The organism is Mycobacterium hippophais, from assembly GCF_027529605.1.
Classification (GTDB): Bacteria; Actinomycetota; Actinomycetes; order Mycobacteriales; family Mycobacteriaceae; genus Mycobacterium; species Mycobacterium arseniciresistens.
Genome location: NZ_JAPZPY010000002.1, coordinates 376,336 through 396,433 on the forward strand (window position 1 = coordinate 376,336; position 20,098 = coordinate 396,433).

11 protein-coding genes and 2 tRNA genes are annotated in these 20,098 nt (G+C 69.7%); 6 read left to right on the forward strand and 7 right to left on the reverse strand.

Features of this window, described 5'->3' with window-relative positions:
• Positions 1 to 50: 50 nt before the first annotated feature.
• Entirely contained in the window at positions 51 to 857 is an 807-nt protein-coding gene (cmrA, locus tag O6P37_RS07400; protein WP_269893444.1) for a mycolate reductase, read from the forward strand.
• Positions 858 to 909: 52 nt separating this feature from the next.
• Here the strand turns inward: cmrA and O6P37_RS07405 are convergent, their stop codons facing one another.
• Positions 910 to 2,490, reverse strand: coding sequence for a helicase HerA-like domain-containing protein (locus O6P37_RS07405; RefSeq protein WP_269893445.1), 1,581 nt, complete (start codon positions 2,488 to 2,490; stop codon positions 910 to 912).
• Positions 2,491 to 2,572: 82 nt separating this feature from the next.
• Between O6P37_RS07405 and orn the strand changes: the two genes are divergently transcribed.
• Entirely contained in the window at positions 2,573 to 3,220 is a 648-nt protein-coding gene (gene orn / locus O6P37_RS07410; protein WP_269893446.1) for an oligoribonuclease, read from the forward strand.
• A gap of 52 nt (positions 3,221 to 3,272) precedes the next feature.
• Positions 3,273 to 3,345, forward strand: a tRNA-His gene (locus tag O6P37_RS07415).
• 66 nt (positions 3,346 to 3,411) lie between these two features.
• Here the strand turns inward: O6P37_RS07415 and O6P37_RS07420 are convergent.
• Positions 3,412 to 5,658 carry a fused MFS/spermidine synthase gene (locus tag O6P37_RS07420; protein WP_269893447.1) on the reverse strand — a complete coding sequence of 749 codons (2,247 nt, stop codon included), beginning with the start codon at positions 5,656 to 5,658 and terminating at the stop codon, positions 3,412 to 3,414.
• 109 nt (positions 5,659 to 5,767) lie between these two features.
• A complete protein-coding gene (locus O6P37_RS07425) occupies positions 5,768 to 6,988 on the reverse strand; it encodes a L,D-transpeptidase (protein ID WP_269893448.1) in 1,221 nt (406 codons plus the stop codon).
• 155 nt (positions 6,989 to 7,143) lie between these two features.
• Between O6P37_RS07425 and O6P37_RS07430 the strand changes: the two genes are divergently transcribed.
• Both O6P37_RS07430 and O6P37_RS07435 read left to right on the forward strand, forming a co-directional pair.
• Positions 7,144 to 7,216: transfer RNA gene (locus O6P37_RS07430), tRNA-Lys, on the forward strand.
• Positions 7,217 to 7,614: 398 nt separating this feature from the next.
• Positions 7,615 to 7,779 (forward strand): hypothetical protein, encoded by a 165-nt coding sequence (locus O6P37_RS07435; RefSeq protein ID WP_269893449.1) that lies wholly within the window; start codon positions 7,615 to 7,617, stop codon positions 7,777 to 7,779.
• Positions 7,780 to 7,787: 8 nt separating this feature from the next.
• On the opposite strand, the gene O6P37_RS07440 is transcribed toward O6P37_RS07435, so the two are convergent.
• Positions 7,788 to 8,012 (reverse strand): DUF3618 domain-containing protein, encoded by a 225-nt coding sequence (locus O6P37_RS07440; RefSeq protein WP_269893450.1) that lies wholly within the window; start codon positions 8,010 to 8,012, stop codon positions 7,788 to 7,790.
• A 95-nt stretch (positions 8,013 to 8,107) separates the two neighbouring features.
• On the opposite strand from O6P37_RS07440, the gene bcp reads away from it, so the two are divergent.
• Positions 8,108 to 8,581: a thioredoxin-dependent thiol peroxidase gene (bcp, locus tag O6P37_RS07445; protein WP_269893451.1), complete on the forward strand. Its 474-nt coding sequence runs from the start codon at positions 8,108 to 8,110 to the stop codon at positions 8,579 to 8,581.
• Here the strand turns inward: bcp and O6P37_RS07450 are convergent.
• The 3 genes from O6P37_RS07450 to O6P37_RS07460 are packed head-to-tail and all read right to left on the reverse strand — an operon-like array spanning position 8,578 to position 19,631.
• Positions 8,578 to 9,924 carry a dipeptidase gene (locus tag O6P37_RS07450; RefSeq protein WP_269893452.1) on the reverse strand — a complete coding sequence of 449 codons (1,347 nt, stop codon included), beginning with the start codon at positions 9,922 to 9,924 and terminating at the stop codon, positions 8,578 to 8,580. The genes bcp and O6P37_RS07450 overlap by 4 nt on opposite strands.
• A gap of 35 nt (positions 9,925 to 9,959) precedes the next feature.
• Positions 9,960 to 10,355, reverse strand: a complete 396-nt coding sequence (gene acpS, locus O6P37_RS07455; RefSeq protein WP_264015503.1) for a holo-ACP synthase AcpS — start codon at positions 10,353 to 10,355, stop codon at positions 9,960 to 9,962.
• Positions 10,356 to 10,415: 60 nt separating this feature from the next.
• The gene (locus tag O6P37_RS07460; RefSeq protein WP_269893453.1) at positions 10,416 to 19,631 is read right to left on the reverse strand and encodes a type I polyketide synthase; all 9,216 of its coding nucleotides are present in this window, start codon (positions 19,629 to 19,631) and stop codon (positions 10,416 to 10,418) included.
• Positions 19,632 to 20,098 lie beyond the last annotated feature (467 nt).

The following is a 20,098-nucleotide window of genomic DNA, read 5'->3' on the forward strand; positions in this document are numbered from 1 at the left end:
CCCGGTGCAGGCCCGGAGGGCGCGGTGCGGCCCGCGATATAGTCCCGCCCATGCCGATTCCCGCTCCCCGCCCCGAAGCCCGCGCGGTCGTCACCGGCGCCTCTCAGAACATCGGCGAAGCCCTGGCCATCGAACTGGCCGCCCGCGGACACCACCTGATCATCACCGCCCGCCGCGGCGAGGTGCTCGCCGCGCTGGCCGACCGGTTGACCGAGCAGTACGGCGTGACCGTCGAGGTCCGGGCCGTCGACCTGGCCGACCCGACCGCGCGCACCGAGCTGTGCGACGAACTCGCCGGACGTGACATCTCGATCCTGTGCGCCAACGCGGGCACCGCGACCTTCGGTCCGCTGTCACGGCTCGATCCGGCCGACGAGAAGGCGCAGGTGCAACTGAACGTCCTCGGCGTGCACGACCTGGTGCTCGCCGTGGTGCCCGGCATGGTGGCGCGACGGGCAGGCGGCATCCTGATCTCCGGCTCGGCAGCCGGCAACTCACCGATCCCCAACAACGCCACCTACGCGGCGAGCAAGGCGTTCGTCAACACCTTCAGCGAGTCGCTGCGCGGCGAACTCAAGCGCGACGGTGTGCACGTCACGGTGCTGGCGCCCGGACCGGTGCGTGAGACGCTGCCGGACACCGAGGAGCAGTCGCTGGTCGAGAAGCTCATCCCGGACTTCCTGTGGATCTCCACCGAGTACACCGCCAAGTTGTCGCTGGACGGCCTGGAGCGCAACAAGATGCGGGTGGTCCCCGGCGTCACGTCCAAGGCGATGTCGGTGGCCAGCGGCTACGCGCCGCGGTCGATCGTGACGCCGATCGTCGGCGCCGTCTACAAGAAACTCGGCGGCGACTAGTCATTTCGGCGTGACAACGCGCGCTGAGCGCGACGAGTCACGCCGAAATCACTCAGCGGCGGCGACGGCGGCGGCCGGTGCCGAAGATGCTGCGGGTGATCTCGCGGCCGATCACCGTGCCCGCCGAGCGCATCGCGCTCTTGAACGCGGGACTGTCGGTCATCTTCTCGAAGAAGCCGGGTTCCTCCGGGGCGGCGGGTGTGGGCATCGGCGGCACGTCGACCTGAGTCGGCACCGGCGGCAGGTCCGCGGGCGGGGCCACTTCGGGCGGCGGGGCCAGCTTGGCGGCGAGCCGCTCGTAGGCCGAGTCGCGGTCGATGGTCTGGCCGTACTCCGCCTGAAGCGGACTGGCCTTCGCGGCGGCGGTGATCGCCTCGGTGCCGATGGTGTCCATCAGCGATCGCGGCGCGCGCATGCGCGTCCACGCCACCGGCGTCGGCACGCCCCGCTCGGAGAGCACGGTGACGACCGCCTCGCCGATACCCAGCGACATCAGCGCCGACTTCAGTTCGTAGACATCGGTTTTCGGGTAGGTACGGACGGTCTTGTTCAACGCCTTCTCGTCGTCGGGCGTGAATGCGCGCAGTGCGTGCTGGATGCGGGCGCCGAGCTGGGACAGCACCTCGTTGGGGACGTCGGTGGGTAGCTGTGTGCAGAAGAACACCCCGACCCCCTTGGACCGGATCAGCTTCACCGTCTGCTCGACCTGCGCCAGGAACGCCTTCGACGCGTCGTCGAACAACAGGTGCGCCTCGTCGAAGAAGAACACCAGCTTCGGCTTGTCGATGTCACCGACCTCGGGCAGCGAGGTGAACAGATCCGCCAGCACCCACATCAGGAACGTGGAGAACATCACCGGGCGGGCGGCCTGAGCGCCCAGCTCGAGCAGCGTGACGATGCCGCGTCCCGACGCGTCGACCCGCAGCAGATCCGCCGGCTCCAGCTCCGGCTCGCCGAAGAAGGTGTCGGCGCCCTCGGCCTCCAGGTTGACCAGCGCGCGCAGGATCACCCCGGCGGTGGTGGTCGACACCGCACCGAGCGCCTTGAGCTGTGGCTTGCCCTCATCGCTGGTGAGGAACTGGATCACCGAACGCAGGTCTTTCAGGTCCAGCAGTGCCAGGCCCTGCTGGTCGGCCCAGTGGAAGATCAGACCCAGCGTCGATTCCTGAGTCTGGTTGAGCCCGAGCACCTTCGACAGCAGGACGGGCCCGAAGCTCGAGATGGTGGCCCGCACCGGCACACCCACGCCCGACGTGCCGAGGGACAGGAACTCCACCGGGTAGGCGGTCGGCGTCCACTCATCGCCGGTGTCGCGGGCCCGCTCGGCGGTCTTCTCGCCGGCCTCCCCCGGCCGCGACATCCCGGACAGGTCGCCCTTGACGTCGGCCATCAGCACCGGCACCCCGGCGGCGGAGAGCTGTTCGGCGAGCACCTGCAGCGACTTGGTCTTGCCGGTGCCGGTGGCGCCCGCCACCAGACCGTGCCGGTTCACCGTGGCGAGCGGAATGCGCACCTTCGCCGCGGCATCGGCGGCGCCGTCGATGACCACGGTGCCCAGCTCCAGCGCCTGACCCTCGACGGCGTAACCGGCGGCGATCTGCTGGGCTGGGGTGGCGCCCGACTCGGTCGACATGGGCCACACAGTACTTGCCAAGATCACGGTCCCGACGGGTATGGCCGCCGGTCCGGCGGGGGTGCGAATACTGTGGAGCGCTGTGCGCGAAGAACTGGTGTGGATCGACTGCGAGATGACCGGACTGAACCTGAGGTCCGACCGGCTCATCGAGATCGCGGTGCTGGTCACCGATGCCGACCTGAACATCCTCGGCGACGGCCTCGACGTGGTCATCCATGCGCCCGACGAGGCGCTCGACTCGATGGTCGACGTCGTCGCCCAGATGCACAAGCGGTCGGGCCTCACCGAGGAGGTACGGGCCGCCACCGTCGACCTGGCCACCGCGGAGCGACTCGTGCTCGACTACATCCGCGGACACGTCAAGCAGGCCAAGACCGCACCGCTGTGCGGCAACTCCATCGCCACCGACCGCGGCTTCATCGCCCGCGACATGCCCGAACTCGACGAATACCTCCACTACCGGATGATCGACGTCAGCTCGATCAAGGAGCTGTGCCGGCGGTGGTACCCGCGGATCTACTTCGGCCAGCCGGAGAAGGGCCTGGCGCACCGGGCGCTCGCCGACATCCACGAGTCGATCCGCGAGCTGCGCTACTACCGCCGCACCGCGTTCGTCACGCCGCCGGGCCCGTCGACCAGCGACATCGCCGACATCGCCGCCGAGCTGGGTCCCCCGGGCGCCGACGCGAGCGATAACGATTCGGCCGACGAGGCATCGAGCGGCTAGTATCGACGACGCCGCGAATGCCCCCGGGTTCCCCATGGGCACTGCGGCGATGGTGGCTGTAGTTCAGTTGGTAGAGCACCAGGTTGTGATCCTGGATGTCGCGGGTTCGAGTCCCGTCAGCCACCCCGAAGAGACACCGCCCCACCTGCCTGTAGCAGGTGGGGCGGTGTTCTTTGTCCGGGTGTCCCGCCTCAGTTGAAGCCCCACTCGGTGGTCATGTTGTCGTCGGTGATGGTCGGCGCGCCCTCGGTGCGGGCCAGGATGCCCTCGCGCGTCTCCATGTTCTCGCCGGGCTTCTTGGCAGGGCCGTAGCCGGCGGACAGCGAATCGGCCAGGGCAAGGACTTCATCGAGGCGCGCCTGGTGCTTCGTGTCGGCGAGGTCGAAGACGGGCCTGCCTTCGATGCGGTACTCGCGCAGAACGCGTTCCCAGCGGCGGCGGTCGACCGCGATCGGAGATTCGCTGACGGCCATGAAATTGATGAAGCGCAGTGCGTTCGGGTATTCGAGCGCGCCGGTGCGCTGCGCTTCGGCCGACCCGGTCGTGTTGTAGAAGGACACCCCGCCGGGCTTGAGGTGGCCGCGGACCAGGTCGAGATACTCCTTCGACAGCAGGTCGGTGGCGTGTGCGCGCCAGTTGAAGCTGGTGTTCTGCACGATGAAGTCGAACTTGCGGTCGGGATTGCGGGCGAGCCAGCGCCTGCCGTCGTCGATGACGACGTTCATCTTCGGGTTGTCCAGAACGCCGGCCTCGCCGGGGTAGTTCTTCATGACGTTCAGGTAGGCCGGATTGATCTCCACCACGGTCAGGGTCTCGACCTGTGGATTGTTCGCGATCACCTGCGCCCATGAACCGGACGACAGCCCGATCATCAACACGTCGCGGGGCGCTTCGTGCAGCAGGCTCAGGGCGTAGGCGCGGACGATCAGGTTGCGGTCGTCCACCAGGTCGGTGGAGAAGTCGCCGTCGTAGACGCCGCCGCCCTGGATCTCGCCGTCCTGCGTGACACTGACCACGCCGCTCTTGTTCTCGGCCAGGTGCGCGAAGCGCTGCCCCGCATAGTCGTCCTTGAAGTAGAGCCGCTCATAGACACCGTCGAAGAGCGACGGCTGCACGAAGACGATCACCACCGCCGTCAGCGCGATGGCCGCGGCGCGCGAGGTCAGCACCTTTTTCTGCCGCGTACGGCCTCCGGCGGCCAGCAGGAGCACGAGCGAGAGCGCGATGCCGAGCAGCGCCAGGAAGAGCGAGATGCCGCCGAGGGTCCAGTGGTCCATCAGCACGAAGCCGGTGATCAGGCTGCCCAGCGCCGAACCCGCGATGTTGGCGAGGTAGAGGTAGCTCAATCCCTCCCCCGCGCGGGCGTCCGGCGCGATGGCGATGTGGCAGATCAGCGGGAAGATCGCGCCCAGCAGGCCCGCGGCGACGGCCACCAGCGGCAACGAGGCGCCCCAGTGCAGGACGCTGGTGATCAGCGCCGCCGCGGGCACCAGCAGATAGCTGGCGAGATTGGCGAACAGCACGAAGCCGGACAGCGAGGCCACCTGCTCGCCCGCCGCCGGCTCACGGCAGAAGCGCCGGCTGACGAGCGCGCCGAGCGCGATGCCGAGCAGGTAGCAGCCGAGCAGCAACGCGAAGGCCTGCGCGACGCCGCCCGATGCGAACGAGTAGACGCGGTACCAGAGGATCTCGTAGCTCAGCGCGATGTAGCCGCAGAGCGCCGACAGCAGCAGCGCGAACCAGAAACCGCGAGTGTTGAACTGCGTCAGCCGCCCGCCGGGCGCGACGTCGGCCCTTGGCGACCTCACCTGGGCGATCAGGGCGCCGACACCGACGGCCAGATTGATGCCGCAGGCGAGCGTGACGGCGCCCTGCTGTCCCAGCAGACGCATCAGGAACGCCGCGACGATGAAGCAGGCGAAGGCGCTGCCGAGGGTGTTGACGAAGTACAGCAGCCCGACACTGCGCCCCACGTTTCCCGAGTGCTTCACCAGGTGCGCCGTCAGCAGAGGCAGCGTGGCGCCCATCAACAGCGTGGGGATCAGCACGAGCAGGAACGTGAACAGCGCGGTCAGCGGCGCGCTCATCTGAAGGGTCAACTCGCCCACGGCGTGGAAGAGGCCCAGCGAGAAGAAGCCGAAGACGCCGATGCCGATCTCGACGGCGCCGAACACGCCGAGCAGCGGTAGGCCCAGCCGCGACAGCCGCCCGCCCGCGAAGCTCCCGAGGCCCAGCCCGAGCATGAACGCCGTCACCACCACCGTGACGCTCTCGACATTGATGCCGTAGATGGTGAACAGCGAGCGCTGCCAGACGAGCTGGTAGATCAGCGCCGGGACACCCGAACAGAAGAAGATGGCGCAGATAACCGCCAGGTTCGCCCGCGGGGCGGCTACCGAAGGGTCCGCCGGCGAGGCGGCCACCGACTGTTCAGCCATGCCATGCCCGGCGCGCGGTCAACGCTGCACTGCTCGTCGCGGTCCCGCTGAAATCGGACACTCCCAGCTTCTCGGGCTCGCGGCGCGGGCCTCGTCGTCGGTCCACGGATCAGATGGCGGCGTTGCCGTCCTTCCACTGGCTCCACGGAATGTTCCAGTCACCGAGTCCGTCCGTGCCGGGCAGGACGGAGCCGACGGTGTTGACCACCTCGACGATGTCGCCGCGCTTGGTGTTCTCGTAGAACCACCTGGCGTTGGACGTGCTGACGTTGATGCAGCCGTGACTGACGTTGCTGTAGCCCTGGCTACCCACCGACCACGGTGCCCCGTGCACGTAGATGCCGCTGTAGGACATCTGGGTGGCCCAGTCGACCTCGGTGCGGTACCCGTTCGGCGAGTTGACCGGCACACCGTAGGTCGACGAGTCCATCACCAGGTGGGAGAACCGGTCCCCGATGATGTACGTGCCGTTGTTCGTCGGAGTGCTGTTCTTGCCCATCGAGATCGGCATCGTCTTGACCACTTCGCCGTTGCGGCGGACGGTCAATGTCTTGTTGTTATCGTCGGCGGTCGCGACGACCTCGTCACCGATGGTGAACCGGGTCTTGACGTTCTCCTGGCCGAACAGTCCGTCACCCAGGTCGACGCCGTAGGTGTTCACGGCGACGTCGACAGTGGTGCCGGGCTTCCAGTACTGCGCTGGGCGCCAACGGACCTCACGGTTGCTCAGCCAATAGAAGGCGCCCTCCACCGGCGGCGTGGTCTTGACGGTGATCGCACGCTGTGCCGCGAGCCGGTTCGGGATGTTCTCGTCGAAGCGCACCGCGATCGGCTGGCCGACGCCGACGACCTCGCCGTCGTTGGGCAGCACGTACGGCATGGTGAGATTCTCGGGCGAGTGCGTCTCGAAGCTCATCTCCCTGCTGGTGGCGCCGCCGAGGCCCAGCGACTCCGCGCTGAGGGAGTAGCGCTTGTTGTAGCCCAGCGGCTCGGTGGTCGCCCACGACAGCCCGTCGGGGCTGAGCTGACCGGCGACCGGCTCACCGTCCTCGTTGGTCATGTTGACCGCGCCGAGCACACCGCCCTCGGCGCTGACGGTGACCGGACTGTCGACGGCCACGCCCACCGCACCGTCGGTGACCGACGCCGTCAGCTTGGGCATGAGCAGGTCGCCGAACGGGGTGCCCTTCTCGGAGATCACCTGGGGCTGCTGTGGCGCCGATTCCCCGCCGCAGCCGCTCAGGCCCAGTGCGAGCACGGGGATCAGGGCGATCGCCAGCCACCAGACCCGGTTCTTACGCGGACCGGTTACGGCTCGGACCTGCCTCATTCTCTCCTCCACCTCACGACCTACGGTCGGTAACGACGACTTATTGGCAATAGTCTAAGGGCAAAGTCGGGCAACGGCTCATTCGCGCTGAGCCGTCCCTCAGGTCCCGAACTGATTTCGTACCCCGCCACCCGAACTGTTACTCTCGCTGTCGCGCGCCGTTAGCTCAGTTGGTAGAGCAGCTGACTCTTAATCAGCGGGTCCGGGGTTCGAAACCCTGACGGCGCACTCGTTTTCCTCCGGTGCGGTGCGGGCGTTCCAGCCCGCACTGCCCCCTCCTCCCGGGTCTCCCCACTGCGGGCAGTGTCACAGGCACCTCTGACCGCCGCGCACGGTGCCGCCGACCCTTCCTGCGCAGGTCACACTCGCCCACTTTGCGGTTGACGTTCGCGATAATTTGTCAACCGTGCGCCCCATCCGGCGGCCCCAATGTGCTGTAATTCAACGATCGTGCGCATACCGGCGGTATGTCCACTACGGGTAAACAGTTGCGGAGCACGTCACACAGGTCACATTTTCGCAGTCAAAGGACCCTCACCACCGAACCTGCTGCTACCATCGAGTTAGCTGATTACTCCGCGACACGGTTCGGTCAGCGGTAACCGACGAGATCGAAGGCTTAGCTGATGTCCACTGCAGGCGCACCCCGGGCGGCGAGCGCACCTGCCTCGACGCCAGACGACGAGGTAGCTGCCCCGCTGTTCGTGCACAGCTGCAGCAGGCTCGGCCGTCGCGCCAATCCGCCACGGTTGACGATCGCCGACTGGCTGTTGTCCGGCCGGCGCCGCTGATCAGCGCGTCAGCGCCTCGACCTGCGCACGATCACCAGCACGACCACCACACCAACGCCCGCGAGTGACGCCGCCACCGCGGGCGTCTTCACGAAACGGATCAGACCGGCCTTGACGTCGTTGGCGACGCGCTGTGGGTTCGCGCGCTCGGCGAGCGAGTCCACCGTGGCGGCCAGTTGATCGCGGGCATGGTCGATGTCCTGCTTGATGGTGTCGGGATCTCGGTCCGCCACGTCTGCCTCCACCTCGGTCGCTGCTCTGCCGCACTACCCTAGATCAGCCGGTGTCCATCGGTGGGCACCGGCCGACAGAAGGGTTACCCAGACGCATGCCACAGACTCCTCGTCTCGAGGTCGGCGACACGGCGCCGTCGTTCAGCCTGCCCGACGCCGACGGCAACACCGTCGCGCTGTCGGACTACAAGGGCCGCAAGGTCATCGTGTACTTCTACCCGGCCGCCTCGACGCCTGGTTGCACCAAGCAGGCGTGCGACTTCCGCGACAGCCTCGGTGAACTCAACGGCGCCGGCCTCGACGTGGTGGGCATCTCCCCCGACAAGCCGGCCAAACTGGCGAAGTTCCGGGACCAGGAGGCCCTGACGTTCCCGCTGCTGTCCGATCCCGACAAGGCGGTACTCACCGCGTGGGGGGCGTTCGGGGAGAAGACGATGTACGGCAAGACCGTTCAGGGCGTCATCCGCTCGACCTTCGTCGTCGACGAGGAGGGCAGGATCGCCGAGGCCCAGTACAACGTCCGGGCCACCGGGCACGTCGCCAAGCTGCGGCGCGACCTGTCGGTCTAGCTGCCGGTCGCGTCGCTTCCGCCCAATTTCGCCAGCAGCAGCGCCTCGGCGGTGGCCGCCCGTTCGAACACCCCGAGGTGCAGGCTCTCGTTGACGCTGTGCGCCTGCGTCCCCGGGTCCTCGACGCCGGTGACCAGGATCGCCGCCGACGGAAACGCCGCGGCGAACTCGGCGATGAACGGGATCGAGCCGCCCATCCCCATGTCCACCGGTTCACTGCCCCACGCCTCACGGAACGCGGCCCGCGCGGCCTCGTAGACCGGGCCTGCGGCGTCGATGGCGTAGGGCTGACCGACGTCGCCGGGCGTGACGGTGACGTGCGCGCCCCACGGGACGTGCGCTTCGAGATGGCGGGTCAGGGCGTCGAGGTGGGCACGGGCGTCGCCGCCGGGGGCGACGCGCATGCTGACCTTGGCCCGCGCCCGCGGGATCAGCGTGTTGGAGGCCTTGTCGATCGGCGTCGTGTCGATGCCGATCACCGTGATCGCGGGCTTGGCCCACAGCCGCTGCACCACTGAGCCCGAACCGATCTCGGCGACGCCGTCGAGCAGACCCGTCTCGGCGCGCACCCAGTCGGGGCCGCGGTCCACGTCGGCGGCACTGCCGACGTGCAGGCCGTCGACCGCCACGTTGCCCTCGTCGTCGTGCAGGCCGGCCAGCAGGCGCACCAGCACCGACAACGCGTCCGGCACGACGCCGCCCCACAGGCCCGAGTGCAGGCCGTGGTCCAGGGTGGCGACCTCTACCACGCAGTCGGCCAGCCCGCGCAGCGACACCGTCAGCGCCGGTACCTCGGTACTCCAGTTGTCCGAGTCGGCGATCACGATGACGTCGGCGGCGAGCAGATCGCGATGAGCCCCCAACAGTGCTCCTAGGGATGGCGACCCGGACTCCTCCTCGCCCTCCACGAACACCGTCACCCCGACCGGAGGGGCGCCGCCGTGCGCCCGGAATGCGGCCAGATGCGTCGCGATACCCGCCTTGTCGTCGGCGGTGCCGCGGCCGTACAGCCGCCCGTCGCGTTCGGTGGGGTCGAACGGCGCTGTGCGCCACTGCGTGTGATCACCCTCGGGTTGCACGTCGTGATGGGCGTAGAGCAACACCGTCGGCGCACCGGGAGGCGCCGGATGGCGGGCGATGACGGCCGGGGCGCCGCCCTCGCTGACGATGCGGACGTCATCGAATCCGGCCTCCGACAACAGCTTCGACACCGCTTCGGCGCTGCGCTGGACCTCGGGACGGCGCGCCGGGTCGGCCCACACCGACTCGATGCGGACCAGTTCCTCGAGGTCGGCGCGCACCGACGGCAGCACGTCGCGGACGCGCTCGACGACATCACTCATGGCGACGAGGGTAGTGGCACGCTCGCGGGAAAGGACTAGTCGGCGGATTCCAGGATCGCCACCGCCGCGGCCGTGTCGGCCTCGTGGGTCAGCGAGACGTGGATCGTCACATCCTGGAGATGCTTGGCGATGTCACCCGACAGCCGCACCTTCGGCCGGCCCCACATGTCGGTGACCACCTCGATGTCGCGGTGGATCCCCTCCGGCAGCGCGGGCCGCTTGGAGAACCGCGATCCCGACCACGCCTTGATCACGGCCTCCTTGGCCGCCCACCGGGCCGCCAGGTGCCGGGCCGCCGACGAACTCTTGTCCGCGGCGTCCCGGCGCTCCCCCGGCGTGAACGTCTCGGAGAACACCGTTCCCGGGCGGTCGACCTGTTCGGCGAACTCCGGGATGGAGACCAGGTCGATGCCCACACCCACTATCGCCACGCAGCGACCCTAGCCCACGCGTGTGTGCTCATCGGTGCTGGTTGCTCTTCGCGCAAGCGCTCATCGGCCGTACACGTCGCCGTCACCGAGCCTCGACGCCGCGTCGAGCAGCATCGCCGCTTCCTGCCGCTTCTCCGACCCGTCGTGGCCGAAGCGCCGGTCCGCGGGCCGCTCGTACATCGGGCGACCGCCGGCGATGGCCGACGCCAGCCGGCGACGGCCGGCAAGCGTGCGCTGGTCCGCGCGGCGGCTGTAGTCCTCGCGCTGCTCGGGATCGAGCGTGGCGAGGAACGCCTGCGGGTGCACCAGCGCGATGAGCCCGGACACGTGCCCGAAGCCCAGGCTGGTCACCAGACCGGCCTTCAGCGGGAACTTCTCTCCCAGCCGCAGCGTCTCGCGCGGCCAGACGAAGTGCCCGGAGGTGGCCATCTCGTCGTCGACGCAGTCCAGGCTGCGGTTCGGCGGGATGACCCCGTCGCGCAGCACCTGGCACAGGCCCATCATCTGGAACACCGCGGCACCGCCCTTGGCGTGGCCGGTGAGCGTCTTCTGACTGACGATGAACAGCGGCGCCCCCGCCGACCGGCCCATCGAGTCCGCGAGCCGCTCGTGCAGCTCGGTCTCGTTGGGATCGTTGGCCAGCGTGGAGGTGTCGTGCTTGTAGATCACCGCGATGTCGTCGGCGCCGACGCCCAGCTTGGCCAGCGAGCGTGCCAGCACCGAGTCCCTGCCACCGCGACCGGCGCCCAGCGCGCCGAGTCCCGGTGCCGGGATGGAGGTGTGCACACCGTCGGCGAAGCTCTGCGCGTAGCCGACGACCGCCAGCACCGGCAGACCCATCTTCACCGCGAGGTCACCGCGGGCCAGCAGGATCGTGCCGCCGCCCTGGGCCTCGACGAAGCCGAGCCTGCGCCGGTCGTTGGCGCGGGAGAACTTCGAATCGCTGATCCCCTTGGCGCGCATCATCTGGGTGTCGGCGGTGGCCGCCATGTCACCGAAGCCGATGATCGCCTCGAGCGTCAGGTCGTCGAAGCCGCCGGCGACCACGAGTTCGGCCTTGCCGAGCCGGATCTTGTCGACGCCTTCCTCGACCGACACCGCCGCGGTGGCGCAGGCGCCGACCGGGTGGATCATCGCGCCGTAGGAGCCGATGTAGGACTGCACGACGTGCGCGGCCACGACGTTCGGCAGCACCTCCTGCAGGATGTCGTTCGGCTTGTTCCGGCCCAGCAGGTTGCCGTGGTACATGGTCTGCATCGACGTCATGCCGCCCATGCCGGTGCCCTGCGTGCTGGCCACCAGGCTCGGGTGCACCCAGCGCATCAACTCGGTCGGGCTGAAGCCCGCCGACAGGAACGCATCGACCGTGGCGACGATGTTCCACAGCGCCACCCGGTCGATCGAGTTGGCCATGTCGGGCGTGATGCCCCACACCGTGGGATCGAACCCGGTGGGGATCTGCGCGCCGACCGTGCGGGAGAGCTTGGTCTTGCGCGGCACCCGGATCTCGGTGCCCGCCTTGCGGATCACCTGCCAGTCGGCGGAGTCCGGGACCGGGCGCACCACGGTGTGCTCGGGATCGAACTCGACGAACGCGCGGGCCTCGTCCTCCGACGACACCACGAACGAGAAGTCCTTGTCCAGGAACACGCTCACCAGCAGCGGCGAGGCGTGATCGGGGTCGATCGCGCCGTCGTCGACGAATTCGCGGATGCCGCAACGCTCCACGACGGTGTCGTGGTAGCGCTCGACGAGCTCCTCCTCTGGGACGAGGTCACCGGAGGCGGCGTCGTACCAGCCCGGCTTCGGGTCGTCCTCCCAGGTGATCAGGCCGGTCGTCCACGCCAGCTCGAGAACGCCTGCGGCCGACAGTTCGTTGTCGACCTCCATCTCGAAGCGGGTCCGCGACGAACCGTAGGGCCCGAGTTCGGCGCCGCCGACGATCACCACGAGGTCCGCGGGGTCGACGTCGAGGTCGGCCCACTCCGGTGCGGGCGCGGGGCCGTCCAGCCGCGGCGGGGCGGGCAGCGCGGCGATGGTGCCCGGTGTGGGCCCGTCCTCCGGCAGCGTCTCGGTGGTCATCTCCTCGCGCGCCTTGGCCGCCAGCGCCGCCATGTCGAGCTCGACGTCGCCGAGGCCGCCGGTGAGGTCCACCTCGAGCGGCTCGCGGGCCGCGGACACCTTCGCGTCGATGTCGCACAGCGCCAACAGCATCGAGGCCATCTCGGCGGTGGTGTAGGTGGTGACGCCGGCTTCCTCGACGGCACCCACGATGGCGTCGTTGTGACCCATCAGGCCCGTGCCCTTGGTCCAGCCGATCAACGCGTGCGCCAGCGAAACCCGCTGCGCCCAGGACGATTCGGCCTTCCAGCGGGTGACCAGCGCATCGAGTGCGGACTTGGCCTCGCCGTAGGCGCCGTCACCGCCGAACATGCCGCGGTTCGGTGAGCCGGGCAGCACCACGTGCAGCCGCGACGCGATGTCACGCTCGGCGCCGATGCCCGACAGGCCGGCGATGAGCCGCTGCACGGCCCACAGCAGCACCTTCATCTCCATCTCGGAGCGCGAACCGGCCTCCGACATGTCGCCGGCCACCTTCGGCGCGGCGAACGGGAACAGCAGCGTCGGCGTCTGGGCGTCCTTGAGATGGATCGACTGCGGCCCGAGGCTCTCGGTCTGCTCCGAGCCGACCCACGACACCAGTGCGTCGATGTCGTTGTAGGAGGCCATGTTCGCCGGCACCACCCACAGCGTCGCGCCGAAGCGCGCACTGTCGCGGTAGAGCGACTTGTAGAACTCCAGCCGGGCGTCGTCGAGGCGCGAGGTGGTGGCGATCACCGTCGCCCCGCCCTCGAGCAGCTGCGCGGCCACCGATGCGGCGATCGAGCCCTTCGAGGCGCCCGTCACCACCGCGACCTCGTCGCTGTAGCGGCCGCGGCCCGGGTTCTCCGCGCCGGCGGCGATCCGGCCGAACAGGGATGCGTGCACGTTGCGGCCCGCCGCCAGTGCCTTGCCCTGCCACCAGTTCGCCTGGGTGGCGACCACGTGGCCGGCGCCCTCGAACCGCTCGGCCAGTCGCGGCCACTCGGCGTCGACGTCGTTCTCCTCGGCGAGCCAGATCTTCACCAGATCCTCACGGGCGCTTGCCCAGCGGTCGTCGAAGACGACCGCCTTGCGACCGTCGAAGACCGGTGCGACCAGCCGCGGCCAGTCGGAGCCGAGTTCGGTGGTGACCAGGTCGATGAGTTCCGCGTCGCTCGCGGACTCGGGCGCGGTGACCGGCTTGTCGAGGCCGAGCTGGTCGAGGACCAGGCGGGCGGCCGAAGCAAGCACGCCGTCGCGACCGGTGACCTGCTCGGCGAACTCACCGAGCGCGGCCGAATCGACCACACCGCCCGCGGCGCCGCCGGCCGACGGGAGCGTCACGGAGACACCCTTGCGCGCGGCCACCGCCGTCACCGCGCCGTCGACGACCTTGTCCACCGACGCGGCGTCGGCGAGCGCACCCTCGTGCAGTCCGCCCAGACCGCCGCCGCGCACGCTGCTGCCCTCACGGGTGCCCAGCGCCACCTCGACGGTCACGTGCTTGACCCAGCCGTCGCCGAGCTCCCAGGTCTTCTTCACCCGCTCGGCGATGTAGGCCGGGCGCTTGCCGGACGGGCCGAGCACGGTGCGCAACTGGTCGTTGATCGCATCCGAGAGCACCGGGCCGAACGGCTTGTAGGTGCGGGCCAGCTTGGTGACCTGACCCTTCAGCGCGGCGAGGTCGGCCTCGGCCGCACCGTCGATCGCGCCGAGGTTCAGCTCCGAGCCGAGGTCGACCAGCAGCTGGTTGCGCCGCGACGACGCACCGTCGGTGATCGACTCGATGGAGTCCAGCCCCTCGATCTGATCGAGACGCATCTTCGCCGACAGGGCGATCAGCGCCACCGTCGCGTCCGCGGCGTCGAAGCTCAGGTCGTCGGGACGCGGGCCACCCGACGGCGCCGCCGGAGCGGCCTGCGCGGGCGCGGCTGCCGCCGCCGGAGCCTCGCCGGCGGGTGCGGCCGGGGCGTCGTCGACCTCGGGCTCGGGCTCGGGATCGGTGTCGTTGGCGAACAGCACCGCGGCGTCGCGCTCGGAGTTGAGCACCTCGACCGTGCTGTGCGAGTACTCGGGCAGCTTCAGCGTATTGGTCGCCAGGCCCGCCACGGTCGGCGCGGACTTCACGCCGAGCTCGACGAACCGCTCGACGCCGAGTCCGCCCGCGGCCTCCTCGATGAACAGCAGGTCCTGGGTCTCGATCCACCGCACCGGGCTGGCGAACTGCCAGGCCAGCAGCTCGATCACGACCTTGCGGCACAGCTCGCGCGGCTTCTCGTTGCGCCAGGTGTCGTAGTCGGCGAGGATCTCGTCGAGCGGCTCGGCTGGCACCAGATCGCGGATCTCCTGGATGAAGTCGCGATCCAGCGTGAACGGCCTGGGCACCAGGTTGGGGATGTACTTGCCGATCAGCAGGTCGGGATCGGCGTCGCGCGGCATGACGCGCTCCAGCGAGCGGCGGAAATCGGCCACGCCGACCCGCAGCACCGACGAGTGGAACGGCACGTCGATACCCGGCACCAGGATGAAGGACCGCTTGCCGCCGCTGATCTCGCGGCGCCGTTCGACCTCTTCCTCGAGCACCTCGAGGCCGCGCACGGTGCCGGCGATGGCGTACTGCGATCCGCGCAGGTTGTAGTTGACGATCTGCAGGAATTCGCCGGTGCGCGCGGCGATCTCGTCGACGAACGCCGTGACGTCGGCGTCGGGCAGGTCGATCTGCGACGGCCGGATCGCGGCCAGCCGGTAGTTGGACCGGCCCTGCTCGTCGCGCGGCACGATGTCGTGCATCTTGCTGCCGCGGTGGAACACCACCTCGAGCAGCGCCTCCAGTTCGTAGACACCGGAGACGCATGCCAGCGCGGTGTACTCGCCGACGGAGTGCCCGCAGGCGATGGCGCCCTCGACGAACGCGCCCTGCTCACGCATCTCGGCCACCTGGGCGGCCGCCACCGTCGCCATCGCGACCTGGGTGAACTGCGTCAGGTAGAGCACGCCCTCGGGATGCTGGTAGTGCACGCCGGAGGCGATGAGGCTGGTCGGGTTGTCGCGCACCACATGCAGCACCGAGAAGCCGAGGGTCTCGCGGGTGAACTTGTCCGCCGAGTCCCACACCTTGCGGGCCGCCTTGGACCGGGCACGGACCTCCATGCCCATGCCCTTGTGCTGAATGCCCTGGCCGGGGAAGGCGTAGACGGTCTTCGGTGCGGCCAGCCGCGCGGTCGCCGACATCACCAGGTTGTTGTCGACCTTGGCGGTGACCTCGAGAACCTCTGCGCCGACGTCGATTCCGACGCGGTCGACGCGGAACTCGATCTCGTCGCCGGGCAGCACCATGCCGAGGAACCGGGCGGTCCAGCCGATGAGGCGGGCCGGCGGGACGGCCTTGCCGTCGGTCGCGGTGACGACGTGCTGGGCGGCCGCCGACAGCCACATCCCGTGCACGATGGGCGATTCCAGCCCGGCGAGCAGGGCCGCGGCGCGGTCGGTGTGAATCGGATTGTGGTCGCCGGAGACGACCGCGAACGGCCGCATGTCGACCGGGGCGCCGACGCTGACGTCGCGACGGCGGCGGCGTGGCGTGTCGGTGGCGTTGCCGGAGACGGCTCCGCCCGCCCGGACCGGGTCGGTCAGTTCGGCCGCACCGGTGCGGCCGCGGATGGCGAACCGCTCCTCGAGCGTGGCCACCACGGTGCCGTCGGCGGTGGTCACCGTCACGGCGACCGGGACGACCCGGCCCACCTCGGTGTCCGTAGCCACCGAAGCGGTTGCGGTGACGGTCAATTCGGCCACCTCGGTGGGCAGCGGTGCCTCCAGCCGGGCGGCGTGGTCGAGATGCACCAGGCTCAGCAGGCCCTCGACGACCGGGAATCCGGACTCGGTGGCCGCGGAACCGACGGCGGCGAACACGGCGGGCCAGCAGCGGCCGACGAGGGCGTCGGGCACCACCGTCAGGGTGGGCGCCAGCGGGGCGCCGAACGTGGCGGTCACACCGGTGTGGTCCGCCACCTGCTCGGGATCCCAGCCCACGGTGACCGTCGCCGAGCCACCGGAGACCGGCGGCAGGGCATCGGGGCCGTCGACGCCCGCGGCGATGGCGAGCACCGCACGCATGGCGGTGGCGGCGTCCTCGGTGGACACCAGCGGCGCTCCGCCGCTGCGGACGACATCGGTGAGGGTGAAGCGGATCTCGATCCAGGTGCCCGAGAGCGGCACGCTGAGGACGACGTGCTGGTCGTCGGCGACGGTGATGCGCGCACCGGTGGAGGCGTGGGTGGCGATGGCTCCGTTGTCCCGCACCTGCCAGTCCCGCGGCTCGGCGATGCGGTGCACCGGGTTGGTCGCGGTGCGGCCGGCCCACAGCACGTCGGGCGCGTCGAGCAGCGCGGCCAGCGGACCGGTGACGTCGGCACGGCCCTGACGGCGGGACAGCACCGGCGCCGGGTCGCCATTGCGGGCGAGCGCCTGGTCCACGGCGGCCTGCTCGAAGCGGTCGAGCAGCTCGCCGACGGGCTCGTCGACCCGGGTGATTCCGGCGACGGCGGCGGTACCGGGGATGATGCACACCTCGTCGGCGGAGTAGCGGGCGTCGTGGGCCTGCCACAGCGAGTCGCTGCGCCACCAGCGGCGGACGTCCTTGTCGATCACCGGCACGAAGTTCACCGGCTTGCCGAGCGTCTTGCAGAGCTGGACGAAGAACGGCACGTCGGCCGGGTGCAGCTGCACCGTCGCGGCGTCCGGGTAGCGCTTCACGAGTGCGGCGATCGCCGCCTCGGGCTCCTCGAGCAGCCGGCCTTCGGGGAACAGCGTGGGGATCTCGCCGGAGTCGACGGCGTGCAGCCGGGCCTCGGCGCGCTGCAGCATCTGCTCGAAGCGGTCCCGCCAGGTGATGTCCAGCCACGGCGAGCCCGGCGTCCTCGAGTCGGCGTTGCTGCTGCCGTCCCCGATGGCGAGCTCGACGTAGCGCTGCAGCCACTGCAGGTAGGTCATCTCGCCGACGTCGCCGAAGTAGGGCTTCGCCGTCACGGCCATCGCCGCGATGATCTCGTCGCGCCGGTCGGCGACGGCGTCGGCGTCGCCGGCCACCTCGTCGAGCAGGCGTCCGCAGCGTGAGGCGGCGTTGTCGATCTCGTGGATGTCGGCGCCGAGCTGGCTGCGCCCGGAGGCCATGCCGCCCTGCGCCTTTCCGGCGCCCACCCATGTCTCGGTGCCACGAGTCTCGACGAGCATCTGCTTGACCTGTGGGCTGGTGGTGGCCTCGAGAGTGGCCATCGCCGCGGTGCCGACGAGGATGCCGTCGACGGGCATGGCCGGGAAGCCGAAGGACTCCGACCAGCGCCCGGACAGGTATTCGGCGGCCTGCTCGGGCGTGCCGATACCACCGCCGACGCAGATGGTGATGTTCGACCGCGACCGCAGCTCCGAGTAAGTGGCCAGCAGCAGGTCGTCGAGGTCCTCCCAGGAGTGGTGGCCGCCGGCGCGGCCACCCTCGATGTGCACGATCACCGGCTTGGTGGGCACCTCGGCGGCGATGCGGATGACCGAGCGGATCTGCTCGACCGTGCCGGGCTTGAACACGACGTGGCCGATGCCGATGGAGTTGAGCTCGTCGATCAGGTCGACGGCCTCTTCGAGCTCCGGGATGCCCGCGGTGACGACGAGGCCGTCGATCGGCGCACCGGCCTGGCGCGCCTTCTGCACCAGACGCTTGCCACCGACCTGCAGCTTCCACAGGTACGGGTCGAGGAACAGCGAGTTGAACTGCACGGAGCGGCCCGGTTCGAGCAGCCCGGTGAGTTCGGTGATGCGGTCGTTGAAGATCTGCTCGGTGACCTGGCCACCGCCGGCCAGCTCGGCCCAGTGGCCGGCGTTGGCGGCGGCGGCGACGATCTTGGCGTCGACGGTGGTGGGCGTCATGCCCGCGAGCAGGATGGGCGAGCGGCCGGTCAGTCGGGTGAACTTCGTCGAGAGCTTGACCGAACCGTCCGGCAGCCGCACGGTCGTCGGCGCGTAGCTCGACCACGGCCGGGCCACCTCGGGCACCGCGCCGACGGTGAACAGGTTGCGCTGCCCGCCGCGGGTGGCGGCGGGGACGATGCCGATGCCCAGTCCGCGGATGACCGGGGCGGTCAGCCGGGTCAGGATGTCGCCGGGCCCGAGGTCGAGGATCCAGCGGGCGCCGGCCTCGTGCAGGTCGGTGATCTCGTCGACCCAGTCGACCTGGGTGACGAGGATCGCCTCGGTCATGGCGCGGGCGAGGTCGACGTCGATGCCGACGGCCTCTGCCCACCGGCCGACGATGTCGACGCCGTCCGACAGCCGCGGCGTGTGGAAGCCGACCTCGACCTGCACGGGGTCGAAGGACGGTGCGAACACGGCGCCGCCGCGGACCTTGTTCTTGCGGTCGGCCTCTTCCTTCTCCGAGATCTGGGCGCAGTACAGCTCGAAGCGGGAGAGCTGTTCGGGGGTGCCGGTGATGACGACCGAGCGCCTGCCGTTGCGGATGGACAGCACCGGCGGCAGCACGGTGCGCACGTCCTGGGCGAATTCCTCGATGAGTTCGTAGATGCGCTCGGGATCGGCGTTGGTGACCGACACCATGGGCGGACGGTCGCCGAGGACGGTGATGCCACGGCGGCGGGCGACGAGCGTGCCGGCCGCACCGATCAGCTGAGCCAGTGCGAGCAGCTCGACGTCCTTCGCGCCACGGGCGGCGAGCGCCTCCACGGCGAGGACGCCCTGAGAGTGCCCTGCGACGGCGACAGGCGGGGTGGCGTAGAGGTCCATGCCCTGACGGGCCAGCGCCCGCACCGCGGCGATCTGGGTGAGCAGCACGCCGGGCACGGAGACCGCGGCCGACGTCAGCTGCTTGGCGGTGGGCAGCGGCTCCTCGGAGGCCAGCGCGCGGACCCAGGCCAGCGGCTCGAAGCCGATCGGCCGGACGACGACGAGTTCCTTGGCGACGGGTTCGAGCAGCAGTTCGGCCTCGCCGGCGAGTGTCGCGAGTTCGCCCTCGATGCCTGCGGAGGAGACCAGCTCCTCGAGCGTCTCGAGCCATGCGCTGCCCTGGCCGCCGAAGGCCACCGCGTAGGGTTCGCCGGCGTTGAGGCGATCGACGAGCGCGTGCGCGGATCTGGTGGCCTCGACATCGCCGCTGCGGTCGGTGGACATCCGGTCGTGCTCGTGAATCGTCACTCTTGCTATCTCCCTCGGCGCTGCCTGCGCGCTTGTCGTCTCGCTCGTCGAACTGGCGGTCGTGACCGACTGTGGTCGGCTCGCCGGCTGCGCTCCCCTGCGTCGGGCCGGCGGAAGATTCTGCGTCGAATCCGGGCTGGCGGCCGTCCGTGTCCGGGCGGTCCAACCCCACTAAGAGTGGCATAAGAAGAAGGGGTGCTTTCGGCCCGCAATTGGTTACTGGCGAGTTCTACGCCCGGGTAACCCACCGCCAGATAACGCGACGCCCTTCGCCGTGCGACAGCAAGCGGGACAAACGTCCTGCATGCAGGTGGTTACGGTCGAGTAGCTACAACTGCGCTGTTCAAAGCAGCATTGTTATGCAATCGTTATCTAAGAATTTCGGGCCGCCGGGGCGGCCGATCCGCTGATGGATGGGACGACACTCGGCGCCAAAGTGTCCACCCGCGCCTCGCGATGGCGCGCAG

Bases quoted from the DNA above. Each gene is read 5' to 3' on its own strand.
- cmrA (WP_269893444.1), top strand. From the start codon at position 51: ATGCCGATTCCCGCTCCCCGCCCCGAAGCCCGCGCGGTCGTCACCGGC.
- O6P37_RS07405 (WP_269893445.1), bottom strand. From the start codon at position 2,490: ATGTCGACCGAGTCGGGCGCCACCCCAGCCCAGCAGATCGCCGCCGGT.
- O6P37_RS07420 (WP_269893447.1), bottom strand. From the start codon at position 5,658: ATGGCTGAACAGTCGGTGGCCGCCTCGCCGGCGGACCCTTCGGTAGCC.
- O6P37_RS07425 (WP_269893448.1), bottom strand. From the start codon at position 6,988: ATGAGGCAGGTCCGAGCCGTAACCGGTCCGCGTAAGAACCGGGTCTGG.
- O6P37_RS07435 (WP_269893449.1), top strand. From the start codon at position 7,615: ATGTCCACTGCAGGCGCACCCCGGGCGGCGAGCGCACCTGCCTCGACG.
- bcp (WP_269893451.1), top strand. From the start codon at position 8,108: ATGCCACAGACTCCTCGTCTCGAGGTCGGCGACACGGCGCCGTCGTTC.
- O6P37_RS07450 (WP_269893452.1), bottom strand. From the start codon at position 9,924: ATGAGTGATGTCGTCGAGCGCGTCCGCGACGTGCTGCCGTCGGTGCGC.